General features: G+C 44.5%; 20 protein-coding genes. 13 read left to right on the plus strand and 7 right to left on the minus strand.

The window, feature by feature from the left end; all coding sequences use genetic code 11:
- Window positions 1-3 precede the first annotated feature (3 nt).
- From ACSFXN_RS13195 to hxlA, 5 genes are read left to right on the plus strand one after another with little or no spacing between them, the layout of a single operon-like run.
- A complete protein-coding gene (locus tag ACSFXN_RS13195; RefSeq protein ID WP_437150569.1) occupies window positions 4-1,023 on the plus strand; it encodes a zinc-binding alcohol dehydrogenase family protein in 1,020 nt (339 codons plus the stop codon).
- 11 nt (window positions 1,024-1,034) lie between these two features.
- The gene (locus ACSFXN_RS13200; RefSeq protein WP_437150570.1) at window positions 1,035-1,673 is read left to right on the plus strand and encodes a bifunctional 2-keto-4-hydroxyglutarate aldolase/2-keto-3-deoxy-6-phosphogluconate aldolase; all 639 of its coding nucleotides are present in this window, start codon (window positions 1,035-1,037) and stop codon (window positions 1,671-1,673) included.
- Complete coding sequence (uxuA, locus tag ACSFXN_RS13205) at window positions 1,670-2,728, plus strand: mannonate dehydratase (RefSeq protein ID WP_437150571.1); 1,059 nt, start codon at window positions 1,670-1,672, stop codon at window positions 2,726-2,728. The genes ACSFXN_RS13200 and uxuA overlap by 4 nt, the downstream gene beginning before the upstream one ends.
- Before the next feature lie 11 nt (window positions 2,729-2,739).
- Window positions 2,740-3,576 carry an SDR family oxidoreductase gene (locus ACSFXN_RS13210; protein WP_437150572.1) on the plus strand — a complete coding sequence of 279 codons (837 nt, stop codon included), beginning with the start codon at window positions 2,740-2,742 and terminating at the stop codon, window positions 3,574-3,576.
- Between the two features lie 49 nt (window positions 3,577-3,625).
- Window positions 3,626-4,252, plus strand: a complete 627-nt coding sequence (gene hxlA, locus ACSFXN_RS13215; protein WP_437150573.1) for a 3-hexulose-6-phosphate synthase — start codon at window positions 3,626-3,628, stop codon at window positions 4,250-4,252.
- 97 nt (window positions 4,253-4,349) lie between these two features.
- Here the strand turns inward: hxlA and ACSFXN_RS13220 are convergent, their stop codons facing one another.
- The 3 genes from ACSFXN_RS13220 to ACSFXN_RS13230 are packed head-to-tail and all read right to left on the minus strand — an operon-like array spanning window position 4,350 to window position 6,770.
- Entirely contained in the window at window positions 4,350-4,922 is a 573-nt protein-coding gene (locus tag ACSFXN_RS13220; RefSeq protein ID WP_437150574.1) for a 5' nucleotidase, NT5C type, read from the minus strand.
- A 2-nt stretch (window positions 4,923-4,924) separates the two neighbouring features.
- Window positions 4,925-6,022 (minus strand): bifunctional diaminohydroxyphosphoribosylaminopyrimidine deaminase/5-amino-6-(5-phosphoribosylamino)uracil reductase RibD, encoded by a 1,098-nt coding sequence (gene ribD / locus ACSFXN_RS13225; protein WP_437150575.1) that lies wholly within the window; start codon window positions 6,020-6,022, stop codon window positions 4,925-4,927.
- Window positions 6,009-6,770 carry a GTP cyclohydrolase II gene (locus ACSFXN_RS13230; protein WP_437150576.1) on the minus strand — a complete coding sequence of 254 codons (762 nt, stop codon included), beginning with the start codon at window positions 6,768-6,770 and terminating at the stop codon, window positions 6,009-6,011. Before ACSFXN_RS13230 ends, ribD begins: the two co-directional genes overlap by 14 nt.
- 277 nt (window positions 6,771-7,047) lie before the next feature.
- Here ACSFXN_RS13230 and ACSFXN_RS13235 point away from each other — a divergent pair, with 277 nt between their 5' ends.
- The 3 genes from ACSFXN_RS13235 to ACSFXN_RS13245 all read left to right on the plus strand — a co-directional run bounded on the left by ACSFXN_RS13235 (window position 7,048) and on the right by ACSFXN_RS13245 (window position 9,084).
- Window positions 7,048-7,545 (plus strand): ferritin, encoded by a 498-nt coding sequence (locus ACSFXN_RS13235; RefSeq protein ID WP_437150577.1) that lies wholly within the window; start codon window positions 7,048-7,050, stop codon window positions 7,543-7,545.
- A gap of 61 nt (window positions 7,546-7,606) precedes the next feature.
- Complete coding sequence (locus ACSFXN_RS13240) at window positions 7,607-8,338, plus strand: ABC transporter ATP-binding protein (protein WP_300991066.1); 732 nt, start codon at window positions 7,607-7,609, stop codon at window positions 8,336-8,338.
- Complete coding sequence (locus ACSFXN_RS13245) at window positions 8,335-9,084, plus strand: ABC transporter permease (protein ID WP_301857187.1); 750 nt, start codon at window positions 8,335-8,337, stop codon at window positions 9,082-9,084. The genes ACSFXN_RS13240 and ACSFXN_RS13245 overlap by 4 nt, the downstream gene beginning before the upstream one ends.
- Before the next feature lie 326 nt (window positions 9,085-9,410).
- Here ACSFXN_RS13245 and ACSFXN_RS13250 read toward each other — a convergent pair whose 3' ends face one another.
- Entirely contained in the window at window positions 9,411-10,475 is a 1,065-nt protein-coding gene (locus tag ACSFXN_RS13250) for a saccharopine dehydrogenase family protein (RefSeq protein ID WP_437150578.1), read from the minus strand.
- A gap of 313 nt (window positions 10,476-10,788) precedes the next feature.
- On the opposite strand from ACSFXN_RS13250, the gene ACSFXN_RS13255 reads away from it, so the two are divergent.
- From ACSFXN_RS13255 to ACSFXN_RS13265, 3 genes are all read left to right on the plus strand, one after another.
- Window positions 10,789-11,787 (plus strand): S8 family peptidase, encoded by a 999-nt coding sequence (locus tag ACSFXN_RS13255; protein WP_437150579.1) that lies wholly within the window; start codon window positions 10,789-10,791, stop codon window positions 11,785-11,787.
- A gap of 275 nt (window positions 11,788-12,062) precedes the next feature.
- Window positions 12,063-12,479 carry a DUF485 domain-containing protein gene (locus ACSFXN_RS13260; protein WP_437150580.1) on the plus strand — a complete coding sequence of 139 codons (417 nt, stop codon included), beginning with the start codon at window positions 12,063-12,065 and terminating at the stop codon, window positions 12,477-12,479.
- Entirely contained in the window at window positions 12,476-14,011 is a 1,536-nt protein-coding gene (locus tag ACSFXN_RS13265) for a solute symporter family protein (RefSeq protein WP_437150581.1), read from the plus strand. The genes ACSFXN_RS13260 and ACSFXN_RS13265 overlap by 4 nt, the downstream gene beginning before the upstream one ends.
- A gap of 22 nt (window positions 14,012-14,033) precedes the next feature.
- Here the strand turns inward: ACSFXN_RS13265 and ACSFXN_RS13270 are convergent, their stop codons facing one another.
- A complete protein-coding gene (locus tag ACSFXN_RS13270) occupies window positions 14,034-14,822 on the minus strand; it encodes an alpha/beta fold hydrolase (protein WP_437150582.1) in 789 nt (262 codons plus the stop codon).
- A 554-nt stretch (window positions 14,823-15,376) separates the two neighbouring features.
- On the opposite strand from ACSFXN_RS13270, the gene coaW reads away from it, so the two are divergent.
- Window positions 15,377-16,180, plus strand: a complete 804-nt coding sequence (coaW, locus tag ACSFXN_RS13275; RefSeq protein WP_437150583.1) for a type II pantothenate kinase — start codon at window positions 15,377-15,379, stop codon at window positions 16,178-16,180.
- Window positions 16,181-16,215: 35 nt separating this feature from the next.
- Here coaW and ACSFXN_RS13280 read toward each other — a convergent pair whose 3' ends face one another.
- Window positions 16,216-16,776, minus strand: a complete 561-nt coding sequence (locus ACSFXN_RS13280) for a nitroreductase family protein (RefSeq protein WP_437150584.1) — start codon at window positions 16,774-16,776, stop codon at window positions 16,216-16,218.
- 204 nt (window positions 16,777-16,980) lie between these two features.
- Between ACSFXN_RS13280 and ACSFXN_RS13285 the strand changes: the two genes are divergently transcribed.
- Window positions 16,981-18,378 (plus strand): protoporphyrinogen oxidase, encoded by a 1,398-nt coding sequence (locus ACSFXN_RS13285; protein ID WP_437150585.1) that lies wholly within the window; start codon window positions 16,981-16,983, stop codon window positions 18,376-18,378.
- 214 nt (window positions 18,379-18,592) lie between these two features.
- On the opposite strand, the gene katA is transcribed toward ACSFXN_RS13285, so the two are convergent.
- A complete protein-coding gene (katA, locus tag ACSFXN_RS13290; RefSeq protein ID WP_437150586.1) occupies window positions 18,593-20,059 on the minus strand; it encodes a catalase KatA in 1,467 nt (488 codons plus the stop codon).
- Window positions 20,060-20,123 lie beyond the last annotated feature (64 nt).

Consider the following 20,123-nt stretch of genomic DNA (forward strand, 5'->3'; position numbering starts at 1 on the left):
AAAATGAAAGCTGTCCAAGTTCCTAACGCACATGAATTACGGATAATTGAACAAGAACATCCAACAATCCAGAACGCGGATGAAGTTTTAGTAAAGATTAAACGTGTAGGAATCTGTGGTTCAGACATGCATATTTATCACGGTACCAACCCACTGGCTACTTATCCCCGGATTGTGGGGCACGAAGTCGCGGGTGAGGTAATCGAAACCGGCAGTTCAGTAACGAGCGTGCAGAAGGGTGATCATGTAGTGATCGAGCCAATCAATTATTGCGGTGAGTGCTATGCCTGCCGTAAAGGCCGTCCTAATGTCTGCGAGAAATTATCGGTGTTCGGTGTCCATGAAGACGGTGGCATGCGCGAATATGCTGTATTGCCTGAGAAGCAATTGCATCCGGTAAACAAGGACTTGAGCTGGGATGAAATAGTATTAGCTGAACCCTATACAATTGGGGCACAAGCAGTATGGCGAGGTAACGTTGAAACTGGGGACATTGTTTTAATCCAAGGCTGTGGCCCCATCGGCATTTGCATTTTAAAGCTGGCAAAAATTGCGGGAGCTACCGTCTATATGACTGATTTAAGTGAAGAACGCATAGCTTTTGCTAAAGAAAGCGGTGCGGATGAAGTCATCAATGCTAGGGAAGAGTCCGTAAAAGAACGTATTCTGGAGCTAACAAATGGGCAAGGACCAAATGTGGTCATTGATGCAGTGGGAATGCCTGCTACGGTAGAACTGAGTATTGATTTAGTTTCTCCTGCAGGATATGTAGTCATTCTAGGATTTGATGAACGACCATCGGCGATTCCGCAATTGCCTATTACGAAGAAAGAAATCACAATTGTGGGTTCAAGACTTCAAACAGATCAATTTAGCAAAGTGGTTGGTTTACTGAATAGCGGAGAACTTAAATCTGATGGGCTTATCACTCACAAGTTTGCATTGGGTGATATACAGGAAGCCTTTACTTTTGTTGAAAAAAATCCGGACAAAGTACGCAAAGCGTTGATTGTCTTTGAATGAGGAGTAATAAAATGATTCCTAAAGTGGAAGTTTATCAACAATTACTCGAATCAAAAATAGTTGCAGTAATCCGGGGGAAAGATGCAGAGGAAGCGACGGCAATAGCGGAAGCAGCTATTGCTGGGGGACTAAGAACTATCGAATTAACTTATACTACGCCAAATGTGTCTAAAGTGTTTGAACAACTTAGTGATTCGGATGCATTAATTGGGGCTGGAACCGTCCTTGATGCAGAAACAGCGCGCCATGCGATACTCCACGGAGCGAAGTTTGTTGTCAGTCCTCACTTTGACTCAGCGATTGCGGCAATATGCAACCGGTACAGCGTACCTTATCTGCCAGGCTGCATGACCATCAAAGAAATGGTACAGGCTTTGGAATGGGGTTGTGATATTTTAAAGCTGTTCCCAGCTAATGGATTCGAACCTTCGTTTATCGGCTCTGTCAATGGCCCTTTGCCGAATGTTCGAATAATGCCGACGGGTGGCATCAATATCAACAATATGAATGCTTGGCTGGACGCAGGGGCTGTAGCAGTCGGAATCAGTAGTGATTTGACAAAGGCTTACCGTTCTTCAGGTGAAGAAGAGGTGATTCAATTAGTTAAAAGTTATCTTGGTAAATTAACTAAAGAAGGAGAATCTGTATGAATATTACGTTCCGCTGGTATGGGCGCGATAATGACAGTGTCCAGTTAGAGCAGATCAAGCAAATCCCTGGAACGAAAGGGATTGTATGGGCGCTTCACCATACGCCGGCTGGAGAAGTTTGGAGCAAAGAAGAAATCCGGTCAGAAGTAGACTATATTAAATCGTTTGGTTTCCATGCAGAAGTAGTAGAAAGCGTCAATGTGCATGAGTCCATCAAACTTGGAAATTCTGAACGCGACCATTATATCGAGAACTATAAGGAAACGATTCGAAATTTAGGGGAAGCAGGAGTAAAAGTTATCTGCTATAATTTCATGCCGATTTTTGACTGGACACGTACATCCCTGTATCATCCTCTGCCTGATGGTTCAACGGCCTTGTTTTTTGAAAAGCAGAAAATCGAATCTCTGGATCCGGCGGAATTAATCGAAACGGTGGCTTCTGCCTCTGATTTGACGTTGCCAGGCTGGGAACCTGAAAAAATGGCCCGTATTCAGGAATTATTTGCTGCTTATGAAAGCATAGACGAAGAGCAACTATGGGAGAATCTTGATTACTTCCTAAACGCGATATTGCCGACTGCAGAAGCTAGCGGAATACAGATGGCTATCCATCCAGATGATCCGCCTTGGTCAATTTTCGGTTTGCCGCGTATTATGACAGGAGAAAAAAGTTGGGAACGGCTGCTTGCCATTTCCAGTTCATCTTCTAATGGTATAACGTTCTGTACAGGGTCAATGGGTGCAAACCCTGAAAATGATATGGTGGATTTGGCATCAAAATTTGCCAAGTATTCTCCTTTTGCTCATTTGCGCAATGTGAAAATATTTGAAAACGGTGATTTCATCGAAACTTCCCACTATACACAGGATGGTTCGATTGATTTGAATGGCGTTGTTAAAGAGCTTTCAAAACAGGATTACAAAGGCTATGCACGGCCAGACCATGGACGCCATATATGGAATGAAAAATGCAGACCAGGTTACGGACTCTATGACCGGGCACTGGGTATCATGTATCTTTTAGGATTATGGGATGCCCATCAATCAAAATAAAGGAGGACGCTATGTTTTCTTCTCATAAAAATCTTGCTGGACGAACAGCGGTCATTACCGGAGGCAGCGGTGTTTTGTGTTCCGAAATGGCGCGTCAATTAGCAGTGCAAGGAGTAAAAGTCGCTATTTTGAATCGAACAGCCGAAAAAGGCAAAGACGTAGCAGATGAAATACAGGCTCAAGGCGGTGATGCTATTGCTGTCGCGGCAGATGTTTTAGATCGTGCTTCTCTGGAAAAGGCGAAAGAGCAAATAGTAGAAGCTTTTGGGCGCATTGATATTCTGATTAATGGCGCTGGAGGGAATCATCCGGATGCTATAACGGATGTAGAGATACACGAGGACGGAGCGCAAGGAAAAACTTTCTTTGACCTACAAGAGGATGGTTTTTCGCGTGTGTTCGCCAGCAATTTCACTGGATCTTTCCTTGCAAGCCAAGTATTCGGCAAGGAATTGCTGAAACAGGAAGCCCCAGTGATTTTGAATGTATCTTCCATGAGCGCGTATTCACCAATGACAAAAGTTCCTGCTTACAGTGCGGCTAAATCAGCAATCAATAATTTCACCATGTGGATGGCAGTTCACTTCGCGGAACAGAACCTTCGCGTCAATGCAATTGCCCCAGGATTTTTCTTGACGTCACAGAACAAAAGCCTGTTGACGCATCCGGATGGATCATTGACGCCGCGTTCCGATAAAATCATGTCCAGTACGCCGATGAAGCGTTTTGGTAAGCCGGTAGAGCTAATAGGAACCATGCTTTGGCTGCTCGATGAAAACTACTCTGGATTCGTTACGGGTATCACAGTACCCGTAGACGGTGGATTCCTGGCATATTCAGGCGTATAAATTAAAACCACATTCCTTGGGATGTGGTTTTTTCATAAGGAGGAACTCAATGAATATTCAGCTTGCACTGGATAGATTAACAAAAGAAGAGTGTTATCAGATTGTTGATGAAACTTTTGAATTTATTGATTGGATTGAAGTGGGGACGGGCGTGATTAAAGAATATGGAATGGCTATCGTCAAAGAAATGAAAGCGGCATATCCTTCGAAAGTACTTGTAGCTGATATGAAAACTTGTGATGCCGGCCGCTATGAAGCTGAACAGGCGTTTAAGGCTGGAGCGGACGTAATAACCGTTATGGGATTTGCCAATAACCAAACGATTCTTGACGCTTTACAAGTAGCCCATAATTATGACAAAGAAGTGATGATTGATTTGTTGGAAATCAAGAACCCGGAAAGAGTAAAGGAAATAGCGGGTTTAGGAGCCACGCTTTTTTGCCTCCACATCGGAAAGGACAGGCAGTCGCAAGGAGAAGGGGCAGGGAAAGAAGGGTTAGAAATATTTTCAGATTTACTTTCCATCAAAATAGCAATAGCCGGGGGAATTGACAATGAAGTTATCCGGAATATAAAAAATAGCCGGATTGAAGCAGCGATTGTTGGAAGTGCCATTACAAAAAGTGAAGATCCAAAAAAAGCTGCACAACAGATTCGTGAAGCAGGTGAAATTTAAAGAGTTTGATGGCACACTATCCATCTTGCTATTTGCAATGTTCTTTTAAGAGTGAAAAAAGCCGGCCTAATATGATAGGCCGGCTTGATAGTGAATTTTATTTTATTTCATTCTGTATCAATTCGTTTAAATCCGCCCATTGTTTGATGCGCGGCAATTCCACGTGGCGGTTGTAGGACTGGTCTTTGACCATCACTTTCAGCGTTTTGCGTGACAATGTATCAACCACTGCGGGCTTATCGTCGAAATAATAATCAAGGTGCAATTCTTCAATAATATGCACTTTTTCGTTGTCTTTCATGCCGCAGTAAAACCGATCGTCATGGACAGGGAAACCTTGCTGCTTCAGCCAAGCTTTTGTTTTTTCTGCATGTATTGCTGGACGGGCCGTTATGTAGAAGATTTCATGGCCTTCCCGGTCAAGCTGCTGCAAGAGTTCAACGGCTCCCGGATAAGTAGGGCAGTCGGTATAGTACAGTTCATTTAAAACGCTGTTCCACATGACAGAGCCTTCTTCATCACTCATATCAAAAAGTTCATGGATTTCCACGCGGTCAAGTGCGTGGAAAAGATCGATGGCCACTTCTCGCCCTAATTTCTTTTGGTACAGCCCAAAAGCAAATTCGCGTAAGTTGATCAATGTATCGTCAATATCAAATCCAAATCTCATGATTAAACTCCTTTTTTCACCGGATATCCGGTGAATTTAAAATCTTTCCCCATTTTGAAGAATTCCCCGTCTTCCAATTCAACCGCTTCTTTCATCAGGTCAAATCCGGAACCTTCCAAAAAGGTCGGTGCATTTTTGCCGCCGATTAATTTGGGTGCAAAATACAAAACCACTTTATCAATCAAATCATTTTCCAAAAATGCAGCATTGATTGTGCCACCGCCTTCGATGAATAACGAAGAGATGGATTGCTCGCCTAAGACGCGCACGACATCACGGACATCAACACGGGTTTCACCGCCAGTCTCAAAAACTTTGATGCCTAATGCTTCCAACGCGAGGCGTTTTCCCTGGTCGTATTGTTTGCTGGTAAAAATCCAGGTTTCCGCCAAGCCATCTGTTGCCAGCTTGGCATCAAGAGGAATCCGTAATGTAGAATCCAGGACAACCCGAATCGGATTGCGGCCATTCGGGATGCGGGAAGTCAATTCGGGATCATCTGCAATAACTGTGCCGACTCCTACCAATATGGCCCGGTTTTCGCTGCGCAGCACATGGACATCATGACGCGCTTCTTCCGATGTGATCCATTTGCTGTCGAGTGTATGCGATGCGATTTTGCCATCTAATGTAGCGGCTGCTTTTAAGGTTACGAAAGGAAGTTGCGTGACGATGTATTTATTGAAGACTTCATTCATTTTTTTAGATTCTTCTTCACGGATTCCGACAACCACTTCAATGCCGGCTGCTTCCAGCATTTTTACGCCGTTTCCAGCGACAATCGGATTTGGGTCAAGAGTCGCGATGACCACTTTCTTGAGGCCTGCCTCAACGATGGCAGCGGCACAAGGGCCGGTGCGGCCGTGGTGGGAGCAAGGCTCTAATGTGACATAAATTGTCCCTCCGCGTGCAGCATCTCCAGCCATGCGCAGCGCATGGATTTCTGCATGCGGCTCTCCTGCTTTCAAATGGGCGCCAATGCCGACAATGCGATTGTCATTGACAATGACCGAGCCGACTAACGGATTAGGATCTGTTTGGCCTTTCATGGTCCGTGCATTATTCAACGCCAAGTCCATATAAAATTCATGGTTTGACATGGACCGCATCCTCCTCGTCTTTCAAGTGGCCTGAGCGATTGATTTTTGTTTGCAAGTACTCGGAATTGTATTCGGATGTATCTCCCCAAAGTGAAATACGTCCGGCTATTTCAAGGTCCGAATTTTCCAGTGCTGTTATTTTTTTCGGGTTATTAGTCATCAAGGTAACCGGCTTTGTACGCAATGATTTCAATACCGCAATGGCGTCTTCATAATTACGTGAATCATCAACAAACCCGAGGCTTTCATTGGCTTCAACGGTATCATAGCCGTTCTCTTGGAGAACATAAGCCATCGCTTTACTGAACAGACCGATGCCGCGGCCTTCGTGGTTCGCCAAGTAAAATAGCGCACCGGTTCCGTGGTCGGCAATCTGTTGCATCGATTGCTTTAATTGGAAGCCACAATCGCATCGCTTGCTGCCGAAAATATCCCCGGTGTGGCAAATGGAATGCATACGGATCAAAGCTTCTTCGCTGTTTTCAAAATCCCCATATACCAATACACTGGACTGCTGATATTCAGCTAGGTTGGAAGACGATAATTTTTCGATAATGCTCTCGTAGTCGCTAGTTATTTCATCTTGTTTTAACCAGCTATACCACTGGAATACCACTGTTTCTCCATATAAGTTCACTGGCAGCCGGATTGGGCCGACTACATATATCGCTTCATTTTCCATTGTAATCAAATTAATTTTATCTTTTAGAACGTCGAACACTTTCGGCTCAAGTTTAATTGATGTCATTTCTATTCCCCCTATAGTAAGAGTTTCTTTAAATCATGAAGTTATTATACTACAATTAGTTACTAATAGTAAGTAATTAGTTTGTAAGATATTCGAACATAAAACCATTATCCATTAAACAATAATTATTATCAATTAAAGGTAGAGACTTTGAGTTCTTATTGATTTTAATTCTCAATTAATTATTGGTATTCTCATGTGTTTTGCATTTAAAATGCGGGTATGGTATAGTGTCTACATTAGAATGATTCTAAATAAGAAAGTGGAGGGATTTATGATGTTGCCACCAAAACTCACTTTGGCGTTAAACGATCAATTTAACAATGAATTACAAGCGGCTCATTCGTATACCGCAATGGCGGCGTATTTTTCGAAAAAAGGATATCACGGATTTGCCAATTTTTATTTAGTGCAATCAAAAGAAGAACATGAACACGCCATGAAATTTTATGATTACTTAGTGACGATGGATGAAAAACCGGTATTGCAGGCATTAACAGAACCGAAAAATGATTACGTCAATGCCATGGATGTTCTGCACAGTTCATTGGCTCAGGAAAAAGACGTGACCAGCAATATTTATGCATTGGTGACGTTGGCTGACGAACTGCAGGAACATTCAACTTTGTCGTTTCTGGACTGGTTTATTGAAGAACAAATGGAAGAAGAAAAAATGTTCCGTGACATCATCACCCGTATGACCCACATTGAAGAAGGCGGAGAATACTTCTTGAAAATGAATGATGACTTTGCAGCACGCAGACTGGAAGAATGATTAGTTTAAAACAGCACACGGCTGACTGTGTGCTGTTTTATTTTTAAAGGAAGTGAATGGTATGACCATCCCGTACAAACCAGCTATCCATTTTAATGATGTACATTATTCGGTTGGCGATATACATATATTAAAAGGGATTACTGGATCTTTTCCCGAAAGTAAAATCACCACTTTGGTAGGGCCGTCAGGGGCGGGAAAGACTACTTTATTGAAATTATGCAATGGCTTATTATCTCCCAAGTCTGGAGAAATTTATATAAAAGACAAAGCGATCGAAAATTATGAACCGGTGGAACTGCGCCGGCTTATTGGAATGGCTTTGCAAGGGGCCCCAATGGTGAGCGGAACGGTTTATGATAATTTAAACTTGCCGCTGGAGCTGCAGGGAAAAAAGCTGGCAGAAAAAGATGCAGCGGCTTTGTTGCATGATGTCGGTTTAGAAGAACAATTTCTGAACCGCAATGTAAAAGAATTGTCCGGCGGCCAGCGCCAGAAAGTTTCAATAGCCCGCACACTTGTAAACAACCCGGAAGTGCTGCTGCTCGATGAAATTACATCGTCTTTGGATCGTACTTCTTTAAAGGAAATTGAAGAACTGATTGCAAAAATCAACCAGAAATATAAGACGACTATTATCTGGATTACACATAATCTCCAGCAAGCGCTGGAAATTGGCGATTACACATGGGTGATGATGGCCGGAGAAGTGATTGAAACCGGTGAAAGTGAATTGCTGAAAAACCCCGTTAATGACCAAGTCAAACGCTTCGTTAGGGGGGAAGCGGGATGAGTTATTTTACTTTATCGCTGACGCTGATTTTTGTATTGATTCCGCTGGTGCTGTCCAAGACTTTTAATCTGGGGCTCGAAAAAGATACGCTGATCGCCACTATTCGTTCTATTATTCAATTGCTGGCAGTCGGTTATGTATTGAAGTTCGTTTTCGATTCCGATAGCCTTATCTATATTTTCCTGATGGTGACATTGATGATCGTCGCGGCAACGCATAATGCACAGAAAAAAGGAGCGGCTATACAAGGCATTGTTGTAAAGATTGCAGCCACGTTAGTGCTTGTGGAAGTGCTGACTCAAAGCATTTTAATCGGCTTTAATATTACACCGCCAACCGCCCAGTACATCATCCCGATTAGCGGTATGGTCATTGGTAACTCAATGGTGCTGTCTATCCTGTTTCTGAACCGCTTTACTGCAGAAGTAGAAGCAAATCAAGACCAGACTGAATTGATTTTGTCTCTTGGCGGAACACCGAAACAAGCGATTCATAGACAATTGATCCAGTCGATCAAAGCCAGTATGATTCCTACGATTGAAAGCCAGAAGACCGTTGGGCTCGTCCAGTTGCCCGGTATGATGAGCGGACAAATCATTGCGGGTGCCGATCCGATTCAAGCGGTACAATTTCAATTATTGATTATGTTCCTGTTGTTGACGACAGCTGCGGTAACGAGTGTTTTTCTTGGGTTTTTGTCTTACCCGACATTGTTTAACCAACGCATGCAATTCTTAAAAAGCTGACCTGGAATTTTTAGGCCAGCTTTTAAGCTTGTTGAGAAAGTTGATATTTGTATTAGTAATCTTTCCTTAACCGATATGAAGCCAACCAGCTGCGCTTGCCGCGGGCGAGCGCCAAGCCGCTTCGTCGCTTACGCTCCTGCAGGATCTCGGCTGTCTCGCTATCCCGCAGGCGTCTCCGCTGGTTGGCTTCATATCTAGGTGAGTAGGAATAAGCAAGAGAGGAATTTCTTAAACCGTCCCACTTTTAGAGAGTCTCTAAAAGCGTCCCACCTGGAGCGAAATGAGAAAAGGCTGACCTGAATTTCAGGTCAGCTTTTTTCGTATCGTTAAGAAGGAAAGAAAGTATCAACTTCAAATTTTTCTGACCCAGGCAACTTTTCAAGCAAAGAAGATCCAAATAACAGTGCGGGGGTGGAACTGCCGCCGGGAAATTCCCCGGCCATCAAACGACTGACAGCTTCAAGAGCTCCGTAAACGGTTAAATCGTAAACATTGGCAGTTTGTATCCGGGCTACTTTAATTATTCCCGCTTTGTTTCGCACTTCTCCCCAAATATAAGCGGGTGAGTTTGCACGGAATATTTCATCCGGTCCGCTTACCCGCCGTTCCACCCAATCCTTGAGTAGGTTTTGCAAAAAGGAAGATGCCAGCAGCGGCTGCAGGCCAGCCGTTAATCCGGCTCCAGCAGCAAGCGCTTTAGGAAACGGCACCCATGTTGAAATATTTGGGATTCCGGTGGTATAAAAAGCGGTTGCCACATCTCCCCACGGAATGCCCATCGCAGAGCGCCGTCCTCTGCCAAAATCGATGGTCCGGCGCTGGCTGCCGAGCGGCACGGCTGTTAGTTTGCCTGCTTTGCGCTCGGCACTGCCGGAGCCAAGCCCTTGAATCATAGTTTTATAAGTTCCTGGAGAAATGCCGGAGTCTGATTCAAAACCAAGAGCAAGGTGGGTGGCATCAGGCATCAGCTCTTTTAGTTTCAGCGCTGTGCAATCTGTTGGAATGACGTCAAAACCGACGCCTGAACAAAGGACAATTCCGGCTCTTTTCGCCCGGTCATGCTGAGCGTGCGTATGTTCGAACACGGGGATTTCTCCAGTGATGTCCATGTAATGTGCCTTGGCCGAAAGACAGCCCTCAATCATCAAAGCGCTTGTTTCGCTGAAAGGGCCGGCGCAATGAAGCACGGCATCGATGCCGGATAAGCTGTCTGCGATTTTTTCGTCGATTGCAAATACGCGCATCTCAAGATTCAATTCTTCTGCCAGGGGCTTGAGCTTCTGCAGATTTCGTCCGGCAAGTATCGGCTTCATCCCGCGCTTTACCGCCTCGCGTGCAATCAGTTCGCCAGTATAACCGTAAGCTCCATAAAGCAGCCAATTTTTCTTCATCCAATTTTCCTCCTTGAGCCTTTCATTTCTCAGAGTTTATAAAATTCTCCGGACAGGCAAATTTGTGTCTTAAAAGATGTTCTCCCTATTTTAAGTTGATCTAATAATATTTTTCTTTGTATAGGTGAAAGTCCCGCACATAGCGGCATGCAACAAAAGTATTCCGTAATAAGACTTAAATAATGACATCGTATTAGTGAATATAGTGGCATTTCTCCAGTGGAATTGCGAGCTTTTCGCCTAATGTTTCTTAAGAAACAAAAAGGGGCATGCTAATGATAAAAAGCGGCGTTTTTCAAAAGGAGGCGTACCGATGGGTAATGTTCATTTAATTCCTTACCGTGTTGAAGAAATCACCATTGCGGCTGCGCAGATTCCACAAGGAGTGCAAATGATTCAAGCGCCAGCTGTCTGGGAGCAGGCAAGGCATGGCAGAGGCAATGTGCTTGCCATTTTAGATACCGGCTGCCAGCGCGATCATCCGGATTTGCAGGGCCAGATTATTGATGGCAGAAACTTTACACCGGATTATCGCGGCGATACAGCGAATTTTGAAGACAATCATGGCCACGGCACTCATGTTGCCGGGACCGCTGCAGCATCTTTGCGGCAGGAAGGCGGTATCACTGGAGTTGCACCTGGAGCAAAGCTATTGGTTTTAAAAGTATTAAACAGCGAAGGAAGTGGAGATTATGCAGGGATTATCAACGGCATCAATTATGCAATCGATTGGGAGGGGCCGAGTGGAGAAAAGACAAGCGTGATTTCCATGTCGCTAGGAGGGCCGGAAGATGTTGCGGAACTCCACAGGGCGGTGAAGCGGGCGGTTGATTCGGGAATCCCAATTGTATGCGCAGCAGGCAACGAAGGAGACGATAGTCCGGCGACGGATGAATATGCCTATCCGGGTGCGTACCCAGAAGTGATTCAAGTAGGAGCAGTCGACTTTAACCGAAAAATTGCTTCCTTCAGCAACTCCAACGATGAAATCGATCTAGTTGCGCCTGGCGTTCGTATTTATTCCACGTTTCTGGGCGGCAAGTATGCCACGCTGTCAGGCACTTCGATGGCTACCCCCCATGTGACAGGCGCCTTGGCTTTGATTAAAAATATAGCGGAAGAAGAGTTTGCCAGAAAACTGACGGAAGCCGAACTTTACGCTCAGCTTGTGCGCCGGACGGTTCCGCTTGGCTATCCGAAAACAGCCGAAGGAAACGGGCTGCTTGCTTTGGATGCGCTGGAAAAATTTGAGCAGCTGTTTAAACAAGTGAACTCATCTAACATTCGGGCAGATCAGAAAAACAGCGGCTGATGGTTCCGTTTTTCACTTGTATAGGGTTTGGAGCCTGCGAGCCGCAGTAAGAAAGAACAGCTATTCCTCTCTCTCTTTGGCATTGTGCTTAGAAAAGCTTGGTCTCTTCTATATGAGAGATCAAGTTTTTATTGTGTCAGGAGATATTGGGGGAATACCGCCCAGAATCTGGGACTTTATACCACTTAATGGTTGTTCTGTATTGACGCTCCCTTGCTTAAATGATTTAATTGTTTTTAGATTCAGAAAAATAAAACTTCAAAGGGGTGTTGAATTTGGCAAAGACGATAGCAGGAAGTGAAGACCGCATTGCTCAGTCGAAAGGGAAGACTCAGACAAAAGACGGGAAAGCTTCTTCAAAAGCAAGGGAGGAAGGGCATGTCCCCGATTTTGAAGAAATCGAATCATCAGCAGGTTTCAAAGATTTGATGAAGAAGAAAAAAGCTTTTCTTATTCCAACCACTATATTGTTCTTAGGACTATATCTATTATTTAATATTATTATTTCATATACCAATCTCCTGGATGCTAAGTTTATCGGCGATATTTCTTGGGTGTGGGTATTTGCCTTTGGATTATTCGCTATGACTTGGATTCTTGTAACCGTATACATGAAGAGAGCGGCAAAGTTTGATGAAATGGCTTGGGAAACGTTAAAAGAATTCAATTATGACAAGGAGGAAAATCGATGAATGCTACAGTAATCATTATCTTTTTAATCATCGTGGGCATGACCCTTGTCATTACTTACTTTGCCGCAAAGCGCACCAACACTACCAGCGACTTTTATACGGCAGGCGGCGGCTTGACGGGCTGGCAAAACGGAATGGCGATTGCAGGGGATTATTTATCAGCTGCCTCATTCCTGGGGATTGCCGGGTCTATTGCATTGTTCGGTTTTGACGGATTCCTGTTTTCTATCGGTTATCTAGTTGCTTATTTAGTTGTTTTGTTCGTTGTGGCAGAGCCACTTCGAAACCTGGGGAAATTTACTTTGGCGGATATGATCAATGCGCGTTTTAATGCCAAGAAAGTTCGCGGCGCTGCTGCATTAAGTTCAATTACCATTGTTATTTTCTATATGATCGCCCAACTTGTAGGGGCCGGTGCACTTATTCAATTGTTGTTTGGAATCGATTATTTATGGGCGGTCCTGCTCGTTGGTATTATGATGACAATCTATGTCCTTTTCGGAGGTATGACAGCTACAAGCTGGGTTCAAATTATTAAAGCTGTCCTTTTGATGGTTGGTACGGTCATCCTGTCGTTCTTGGTGCTGCAGCGCTTCGACTTCAGTATCCTGGAAATGTTTGCTCAAGTGAAAACGGCAACTCCGCATGGAGAAGCTTTCTTAAATCCTGGAGTAAAATACAAAATTCCGTTAGACACGATTTCTCTAATGCTGGCTTTGGTGCTTGGTACAGCAGGCTTGCCGCATATCCTAATGCGCTTCTTTACCGTTAGGGATGCGAAAACTGCCAGAAGTTCCGTTATGTGGGCAACTTGGATTGTCGGAATCTTCTACGTTATGACGATTTTCCTTGGATTCGGTGCTGCTGCTTTTGTAGGGTCAGAAAAGATCATCAGCACAAATGCTGCCGGAAATATGGCGGCACCGCTGCTGGCCCAAGCATTAGGCGGAGACATTTTGATGTCCTTTATTTCAGCGGTTGCATTTGCTACCATCTTAGCGGTTGTAGCCGGGTTAGTACTATCGGGTGCTTCAGCATTTGCTCACGATATTTACGGCCAGATTATTAAAAAAGGAAAAGCGACCGAGCGCCAGCAAATGCTGGCTGCCCGCTATGCATCAGTTGGAGTGGCGGTTTTATCCATTTTGCTGGCGATTTTTGCGCAAAGTTTGAATGTGGCGTTTTTAGTTTCATTGGCATTTTGTATTGCAGCGAGCGCAAACTTGCCGGTTATTGTCTACACGATTTTCTGGAAGAGATTCAATACTACTGGAGCTGTTTCTGCCATCCTAACTGGCTTGATTTCAGCGCTGGTTCTAGTATCAATCAGCCCGAGCGTTATGAGTCCGGAAGCAGGAGCTGCAATTCTGACTGGCAACCCGATTTTCCCATTGACGAATCCGGCGATTGTCTCAATCCCGCTTGGCTTTATCGGCGGCTTGGTCGGCACGCTTGTCTCTAAAGAAAGCGACATCAAGAGATTTGCAGAAGTTAAAGTCCGTGCCAATACAGGCGGCTTTAGACAGCTTTAATAAAAAACAAGCCGGTTTCCTGTTAATCCAGGAAGCCGGCTTGTTTATTTTTTTGCAGAAAATTATGGACGATTTCATTAAATTCCGGAAATTTCTTTGGGGGTACTTCATGGGATATCCCTTTGACATAGATAACTTCGACGTTGCGAGCCGCTTTGAGATAAGGTTTGCGATGGCGATGCATCGTCTTTTCCAAATCGCCGTATATGAGTAGAATCGGCATAGTCAAACGATGGAGGAAAGGCGTGGCATTGTAATGCAACCCGGCTTTGCAGTATTCATATACTTTCTCACCATCCGCATTTTTGGCATAATCAAAAAGTTCTTGTTCATCCCTTTCAAAGTATTTATGAGTTTTTGCCTGCATTTTAGCGACTGTCGGAATTCGGCGAAGTTTCGCCATCACCATTCCAAAATAAACTTTGCTTTTTAAGCTCAGGTGATCGACTTTTGGATAGCCTCCGGACAAAATCAAGGCAGAGGTACGCTCCGGATAAAGCAAAGCGAATTCCTGGGCAATCGTCCCGCCATTGGAAAATCCGCAAATCACCGCTTTGGAGATGCCGATTTTATCTAGCAATTTCTTTAAATCATTAGCTAAAAGATCAATCGACAGCGGCATATTTCCACGTGAACTTTGGCCATGGCCCCGAAGGTCATAAAAAATGGTTTGCCAGGAATGTGCCAGTTTTTCCTGGTGTTTAAAAACTTTATAACCCAGCACAGGCGGATGGATGAAAACAATGGGCACTCCTTCGCCTTGTATACGGTAGTACAAGGACACTGAGTCTTCAATTGTGGCATATGGCATTGGCAGGCTCCGTTCTATTATAAAATAGGGTAAAGGCATAAGCGGAATGATTGAAAGACAGGCTTATTAAGCCACTTTACGGGTGGTACAAGTTTATACCCCGTCTATTGAAGTTTCGAAACAAAACGATTGCTTAAAAGCCAGCATCAGCTAGAGGTTCGGCAAATTTAATGGCGCTGCCTGAAAACATCGCAATCACTCTATGGAAATAATGTTCTGTTGGGGAAGGGGGGCAAGCTGACGTTCTGAAGGTCTTCCAGCTGCTTGACAACCCAGTCAAAATCATCGGTGCTTAAAGCAAAATAGTTTGGCAGTTGCAGAATCAGCTCTTTTGATAAAGTCGTTTTACCGGAGCTGTATATCCATTTTATAAAATAATCGTTCCTTTAGCCCTAATTCTTCCTCCAGGATAAAATATTTGGTAATGGCAGTATATCTCTTAACTTTCTCCAAGGTGAACTGATATAAAATCAGCCCATTCAATAAAATATTATGGTAGAATTTCTTCATATGCGTTTAATACGAGCTTTTATTTAGAAAGAGCAGGTGCAAAGATGATTGTCGGTATAGATGCAGGCGGAACTTTGATTAAAGTGGCGTACACGGAGAACGGCTCGTCGCAATTTACAAAGTATCCAATTGCAGAAATTGAGCAGGTTGCCGCTTGGGTTAATGCGTTGGATAATCCAGAAGTTTGTTTAACTGGAGGGAAATCTGGTGTATTGCGTTCCCTTTTAACTAAAGAAGCAAAGGAAATGGTGGAGTTTGAAGCTACACACCAAGGCGTCCAATTCCTGCTTGACCAAATGGGCCGCGAGGAAGCGGTCTACGTAGTCACAAACGTTGGCACAGGAACATCCATCCATTGCATCCAAAACAACGCACAGGAGCGCCTTGGAGGCACTGGAGTCGGCGGTGGAACGTTAGTCGGGCTGAGCCATTTGCTGACAGGTATAACTGATTTTGAAGAAATTGTGGAATTGGCAAGCAAAGGTTCGAGAGATCGTATCGATTTGAAAGTAAAACACATTTATGAAGACAAAGAACCGCCGATACCGGGCGATCTGACCGCCAGCAATTTTGGCAATGATTTATTTTCTGTTGCCGGAGAGTTATCCAAAGAAGAACTGCTAGCAACGGTTGTCGGGCTTGTCGGGGAAACTGTGAGTACTTTAAGTGTCATAGCAGCTCGCCAGTGCCAGAGTTCGACTGTTATTTATATTGGCTCGTCTTTTATCCACAATCCGTTATTAAAAGAAGTGGTGGAGACCTATACAATTTTAAGAGGTTCAAAACCATTGTTCCTCGAGAATGGAGAATTCTCAGGTGCAGTTGGCGCGATGATCAGCTTAAAATAAAAAAGATGGCGCACCATGCGCCATCTTTTTTACGTTTACTCACTGATAATATCAAGTTTTTCCCGGATGTCTATGCGTTCGCGTTTTTCCGGAATATGATCTGGATAGCCGATCATCATGGTGGCAACAATTTTTTCTCCAGGTGCTACTCCGATGGCTTCCCGGAATACCGGATCATAAATCCAGTCATTAGAACGCCAAATCATGCCGATGCCTCGGGCCCAAGCAGCAAGCTGGAAATTCTGGAGGAGCGAAGAAATCGCGCCGTAATCCTCGTCCCATCGTCTTTGCCGAGGATCTTCCGGCATGATGACAACCAAATGCAAGGGAATGTCACGGAAGTACTGGGCTTTATTTAATACTTTCGGTGAAATCGCCCCATCTATTTTTGGCATGGAATCGATAAAAGCTTGAACAAATTTCTCTTTGCCGGCGCCCGTATACAGCTGAAAACGCCAAGGCTGATTCACTTTGTGGTTCGGTGCCCATTTCGCAATATTCAACAACTCGATAATTTCTTCTACATCAACCGGATCTTTCTTGAATTTCTTAATGGTCCGGCGTTCCATGATGTTTTGATCTATTGGATTCTGCATCTATATTCTCTCCTTTTATCACACAATATTGCTTCTCTCTTTATCAAACCAGACCCGACAATGAAACGCAATCATTGGAGCTTTTATTCCCCGGGAAATAATCCTTGGTACATTGGCCGAAGCGTATAAAAAATGACATATTCTACTCTGATTTAACGGTGAAATGTTGGTAAAATGAAAGTAATAATAAGGAGTGGATATACAATGACGACAGTGGCAGTAGTAGGCGGGGGCATTACTGGTCTTTCTGCATTGCATTATTTGCAGAAGCTGAAAAAAGAACAGGGCCTTGATTTGGAATTGGTATTGATTGAGAAAGACGAGATGCTGGGTGGCAAAATCCGGACGGTAAAAGATGCTGAGTTCATCATGGAAACCGGAGCGGATTCGATTGTAGCCCGCCATGCCAGTGTGATGCCTTTAATCGAAGACTTGCACTTGAAGGACCGAGTGGTTTATAACGGAACCGGCATTTCCTATTTATATGCCAATAATAAGCTGCATGCCATTCCGGCGGATACGATTTTCGGCATTCCTATGAGTGAAGAAGCTTTGTTCAGTTCGACGCTTGTCTCAGAAGAAGGAAAAAAAGCGGCTCTGCGGGATTTTGACACTAAGAACGAGACCTTTACGCGTGACAGTTCAATTGGTGAGTTTCTTGAAGCGTTTCTTGGAAAAGAACTGGTGAACAACCAGATTGCCCCCGTATTATCGGGTGTATATTCTGGGAACTTGCATGAATTGACACTTTCTTCGACTTTGCCTTACTTGGTCGAGTATAAAAACAAGTATGGCAGCATTATCAAGGGCCTCGAGGACAATAAAGCGCATTTCCAAGGCGCTGCCAATAAAAAATTCATTTCTTTCGATGAAGGCATGTCGGTGCTGATCGATCGCTTGGAAGAAGAGTTGGACGAAGTCACCATCTTCAAAGGCGTGGAAACGACAGAGCTCCAGAAAAAAGATGGCCAATATGAAGTGGAGTTGGCCAATGGGGAAATGGTGATGGCTGATGTTGTCATACTGGCAACGCCGCACGAAACGGCGCAGAAATTGCTGAATGAAAAAGAGCTCGATCGAGAATTTGAACGGCTGCTAAATTCTTCGTTAATCAGCGTCTATATCGGCTTTGAATTGCCGGATGCACAATTGCCGGAAGACGGCACCGGCTTCATCGTTTCTCAGGAAAGTGATTTATTGTGCAACGCTTGCACTTGGACAAGCCGGAAGTGGAGCCATACTTCCCGCAATAACAATTTGCTGGTCCGGTTGTTCTACAAGAGTACGAATCCGTCCTATGAACAGCTGAAGGATTTATCGGAAGCGGAATTGGCAAAGGTTGCTTTACACGATATCGAGAAGAGCCTGGGAATCAAGGCTGACCCAACGTCAGTTGAAGTGACGGGCTGGAAAAACCTGATGCCGAATTACACGATGCAGCATAAATCAGCGGTTAATGCATTAGAAGTGAAAATGGCTGAGCTTGTTCCCGGAATCCAACTGGCCGGCGCTTCTTATTACGGCGTCGGCATCGGTGCCTGTATCCAAAACGGCAAAGATTTAGCGGAAAAGATTGCAGAACAGCTATTAGCGAAAAAGTAAATGAAAAACAGGAGAGCGGCTGATGGGCCGCTTTCCTGTTTTTTTGTTTTCGGGCAATTAGCCTTTATGCCCAACTCGCCCGTGGATATGCCCAACTGGACTGCGAATATGCCCAACTCACAACAATTTATACCTAACTTCCCCTCGGATATGCCCAACTCACAAGATTAATGAAAAAACAGCCGTCCCCAAAGGAGCGGCTGTTTAAAATTGTTTATTTAACTTCAGTAAGGCCTGGAACTGGAAGGCCGAGGCCTTCTGCGACACGTGTTCCGAAATCAGCATCCGCTTTATACAAATGAGCGATTTGGCGAAGTTTGATATCTTCTTTCGTAACCCCGCTCAAGCCGCCGACGAAAGTTGCTACCAGGCGTTCTTGTTCTTCTGCAGATTGCAGTCGGTAAAGGTCACCTGGTTGTGTGTAATGATCTTCTTCACGGTAAGGAACGGCATCCGTGAAGCCTTCAACTGCAAGCGGAGCCGGTTTCGCAGCAGGAGTTTCAATAGGGCCGCCGTAGCTGTTCGGTTCGTAGTAAACAGAACCGCCGCCGTTATTGCCAAAGTTCATGTGGCCATCGCGCTGGTAGTTGTTGACTTGGTTTTTCGCTGCGTTGATCGGCAGCATTTGGTGATTAGCGCCTACGCGGTAGCGATGTGCATCATGGTAGGCGAACAAACGGCCTTGAAGCATTTTGTCCGGAGACACGTCGATACCAGGAACCAATGTGCCAGGCGAGAATGTAGCTTGCTCAACTTCTGCAAAATAGTTTTCGGGATTGCGGTTAAGCACCATACGTCCAACTTCGATCAATGGATAGTCTTTGTGAGACCATGTTTTTGTTACATCGAATGGGTCAAAGCGGTATGTGTTCGCATCTTCCAATGGCATGATTTGAACGTATAATTTCCAAGCTGGGAAGTCGCCTTCTTCGATTGCGTTGAAAAGATCTTCTGTGTGGAAGTCCGGATTTTCACCGGCAATCTTGTCAGCTACTTCCTGTGTGATGTTTTTGATGCCTTGTTCAGTCAGGAAATGATATTTCACCCAAACAGATTCGCCTTCAGCGTTTGTCCATTTGAAAGTGTGGCTTCCAAATCCGTGCATATGGCGCCATGTTGCAGGGATACCGCGGTCGCCCATCAAGTAGGTAACCTGGTGCAGTGATTCGGGTGATAACGACCAGAAGTCCCACACTGCGTTAGGGTTTTTCAAGTGGGTTTTTGGGTCGCGTTTTTGTGTATGGATAAAATCAGGGAACTTGATTGCATCGCGAATGAAGAAAATTGGTGTGTTGTTTCCGACTAAGTCATAGTTTCCTTCTTCAGTATAGAATTTCAAAGAAAAACCGCGTGGGTCGCGAAGTGTATCCGCAGATCCAAGTTCGCCGGCAACTGTAGAGAAGCGTGCGAACATATCAGTTTTCTTGCCAACTTCTGATAAGAAAGCAGCTTTGGTATATTTGGTGACATCTTGTGTGACTTCAAAGTAACCGTGAGCGCCACCGCCCTTAGCATGAACCACGCGTTCAGGAATACGTTCTCTGTTGAAATGCGCTAATTTCTCAAGAAGATGAACATCTTGAAGCAATACGGGTCCGCGCTGTCCAGCTGTCTGTGAGTTCTGGTTGTCACTTACCGGGGCACCCCAACTTGTTGTTAGAGATTTTTTGTCTGTACTCATTAATCGAACACCTCATTTTCATTATTTATGTAAAAGACTACATTCACTATCATAACAGTTATCA

Origin of the sequence: Planococcus sp. 1R117A, assembly GCF_051417975.1 — a bacterium.
Taxonomy (GTDB): Bacteria; Bacillota; Bacilli; order Bacillales_A; family Planococcaceae; genus Planococcus; species Planococcus shenhongbingii.

Bases quoted from the DNA above. Each gene is read 5' to 3' on its own strand.
- ACSFXN_RS13195 (WP_437150569.1), top strand. From the start codon at position 4: ATGAAAGCTGTCCAAGTTCCTAACGCACATGAATTACGGATAATTGAA.
- ACSFXN_RS13200 (WP_437150570.1), top strand. From the start codon at position 1,035: ATGATTCCTAAAGTGGAAGTTTATCAACAATTACTCGAATCAAAAATA.
- uxuA (WP_437150571.1), top strand. From the start codon at position 1,670: ATGAATATTACGTTCCGCTGGTATGGGCGCGATAATGACAGTGTCCAG.
- ACSFXN_RS13210 (WP_437150572.1), top strand. From the start codon at position 2,740: ATGTTTTCTTCTCATAAAAATCTTGCTGGACGAACAGCGGTCATTACC.
- hxlA (WP_437150573.1), top strand. From the start codon at position 3,626: ATGAATATTCAGCTTGCACTGGATAGATTAACAAAAGAAGAGTGTTAT.
- ACSFXN_RS13220 (WP_437150574.1), bottom strand. From the start codon at position 4,922: ATGAGATTTGGATTTGATATTGACGATACATTGATCAACTTACGCGAA.
- ribD (WP_437150575.1), bottom strand. From the start codon at position 6,022: ATGTCAAACCATGAATTTTATATGGACTTGGCGTTGAATAATGCACGG.
- ACSFXN_RS13230 (WP_437150576.1), bottom strand. From the start codon at position 6,770: ATGACATCAATTAAACTTGAGCCGAAAGTGTTCGACGTTCTAAAAGAT.
- ACSFXN_RS13235 (WP_437150577.1), top strand. From the start codon at position 7,048: ATGTTGCCACCAAAACTCACTTTGGCGTTAAACGATCAATTTAACAAT.
- ACSFXN_RS13240 (WP_300991066.1), top strand. From the start codon at position 7,607: ATGACCATCCCGTACAAACCAGCTATCCATTTTAATGATGTACATTAT.
- ACSFXN_RS13245 (WP_301857187.1), top strand. From the start codon at position 8,335: ATGAGTTATTTTACTTTATCGCTGACGCTGATTTTTGTATTGATTCCG.
- ACSFXN_RS13250 (WP_437150578.1), bottom strand. From the start codon at position 10,475: ATGAAGAAAAATTGGCTGCTTTATGGAGCTTACGGTTATACTGGCGAA.
- ACSFXN_RS13255 (WP_437150579.1), top strand. From the start codon at position 10,789: ATGGGTAATGTTCATTTAATTCCTTACCGTGTTGAAGAAATCACCATT.
- ACSFXN_RS13265 (WP_437150581.1), top strand. From the start codon at position 12,476: ATGAATGCTACAGTAATCATTATCTTTTTAATCATCGTGGGCATGACC.
- ACSFXN_RS13270 (WP_437150582.1), bottom strand. From the start codon at position 14,822: ATGCCATATGCCACAATTGAAGACTCAGTGTCCTTGTACTACCGTATA.
- coaW (WP_437150583.1), top strand. From the start codon at position 15,377: ATGATTGTCGGTATAGATGCAGGCGGAACTTTGATTAAAGTGGCGTAC.
- ACSFXN_RS13280 (WP_437150584.1), bottom strand. From the start codon at position 16,776: ATGCAGAATCCAATAGATCAAAACATCATGGAACGCCGGACCATTAAG.
- ACSFXN_RS13285 (WP_437150585.1), top strand. From the start codon at position 16,981: ATGACGACAGTGGCAGTAGTAGGCGGGGGCATTACTGGTCTTTCTGCA.
- katA (WP_437150586.1), bottom strand. From the start codon at position 20,059: ATGAGTACAGACAAAAAATCTCTAACAACAAGTTGGGGTGCCCCGGTA.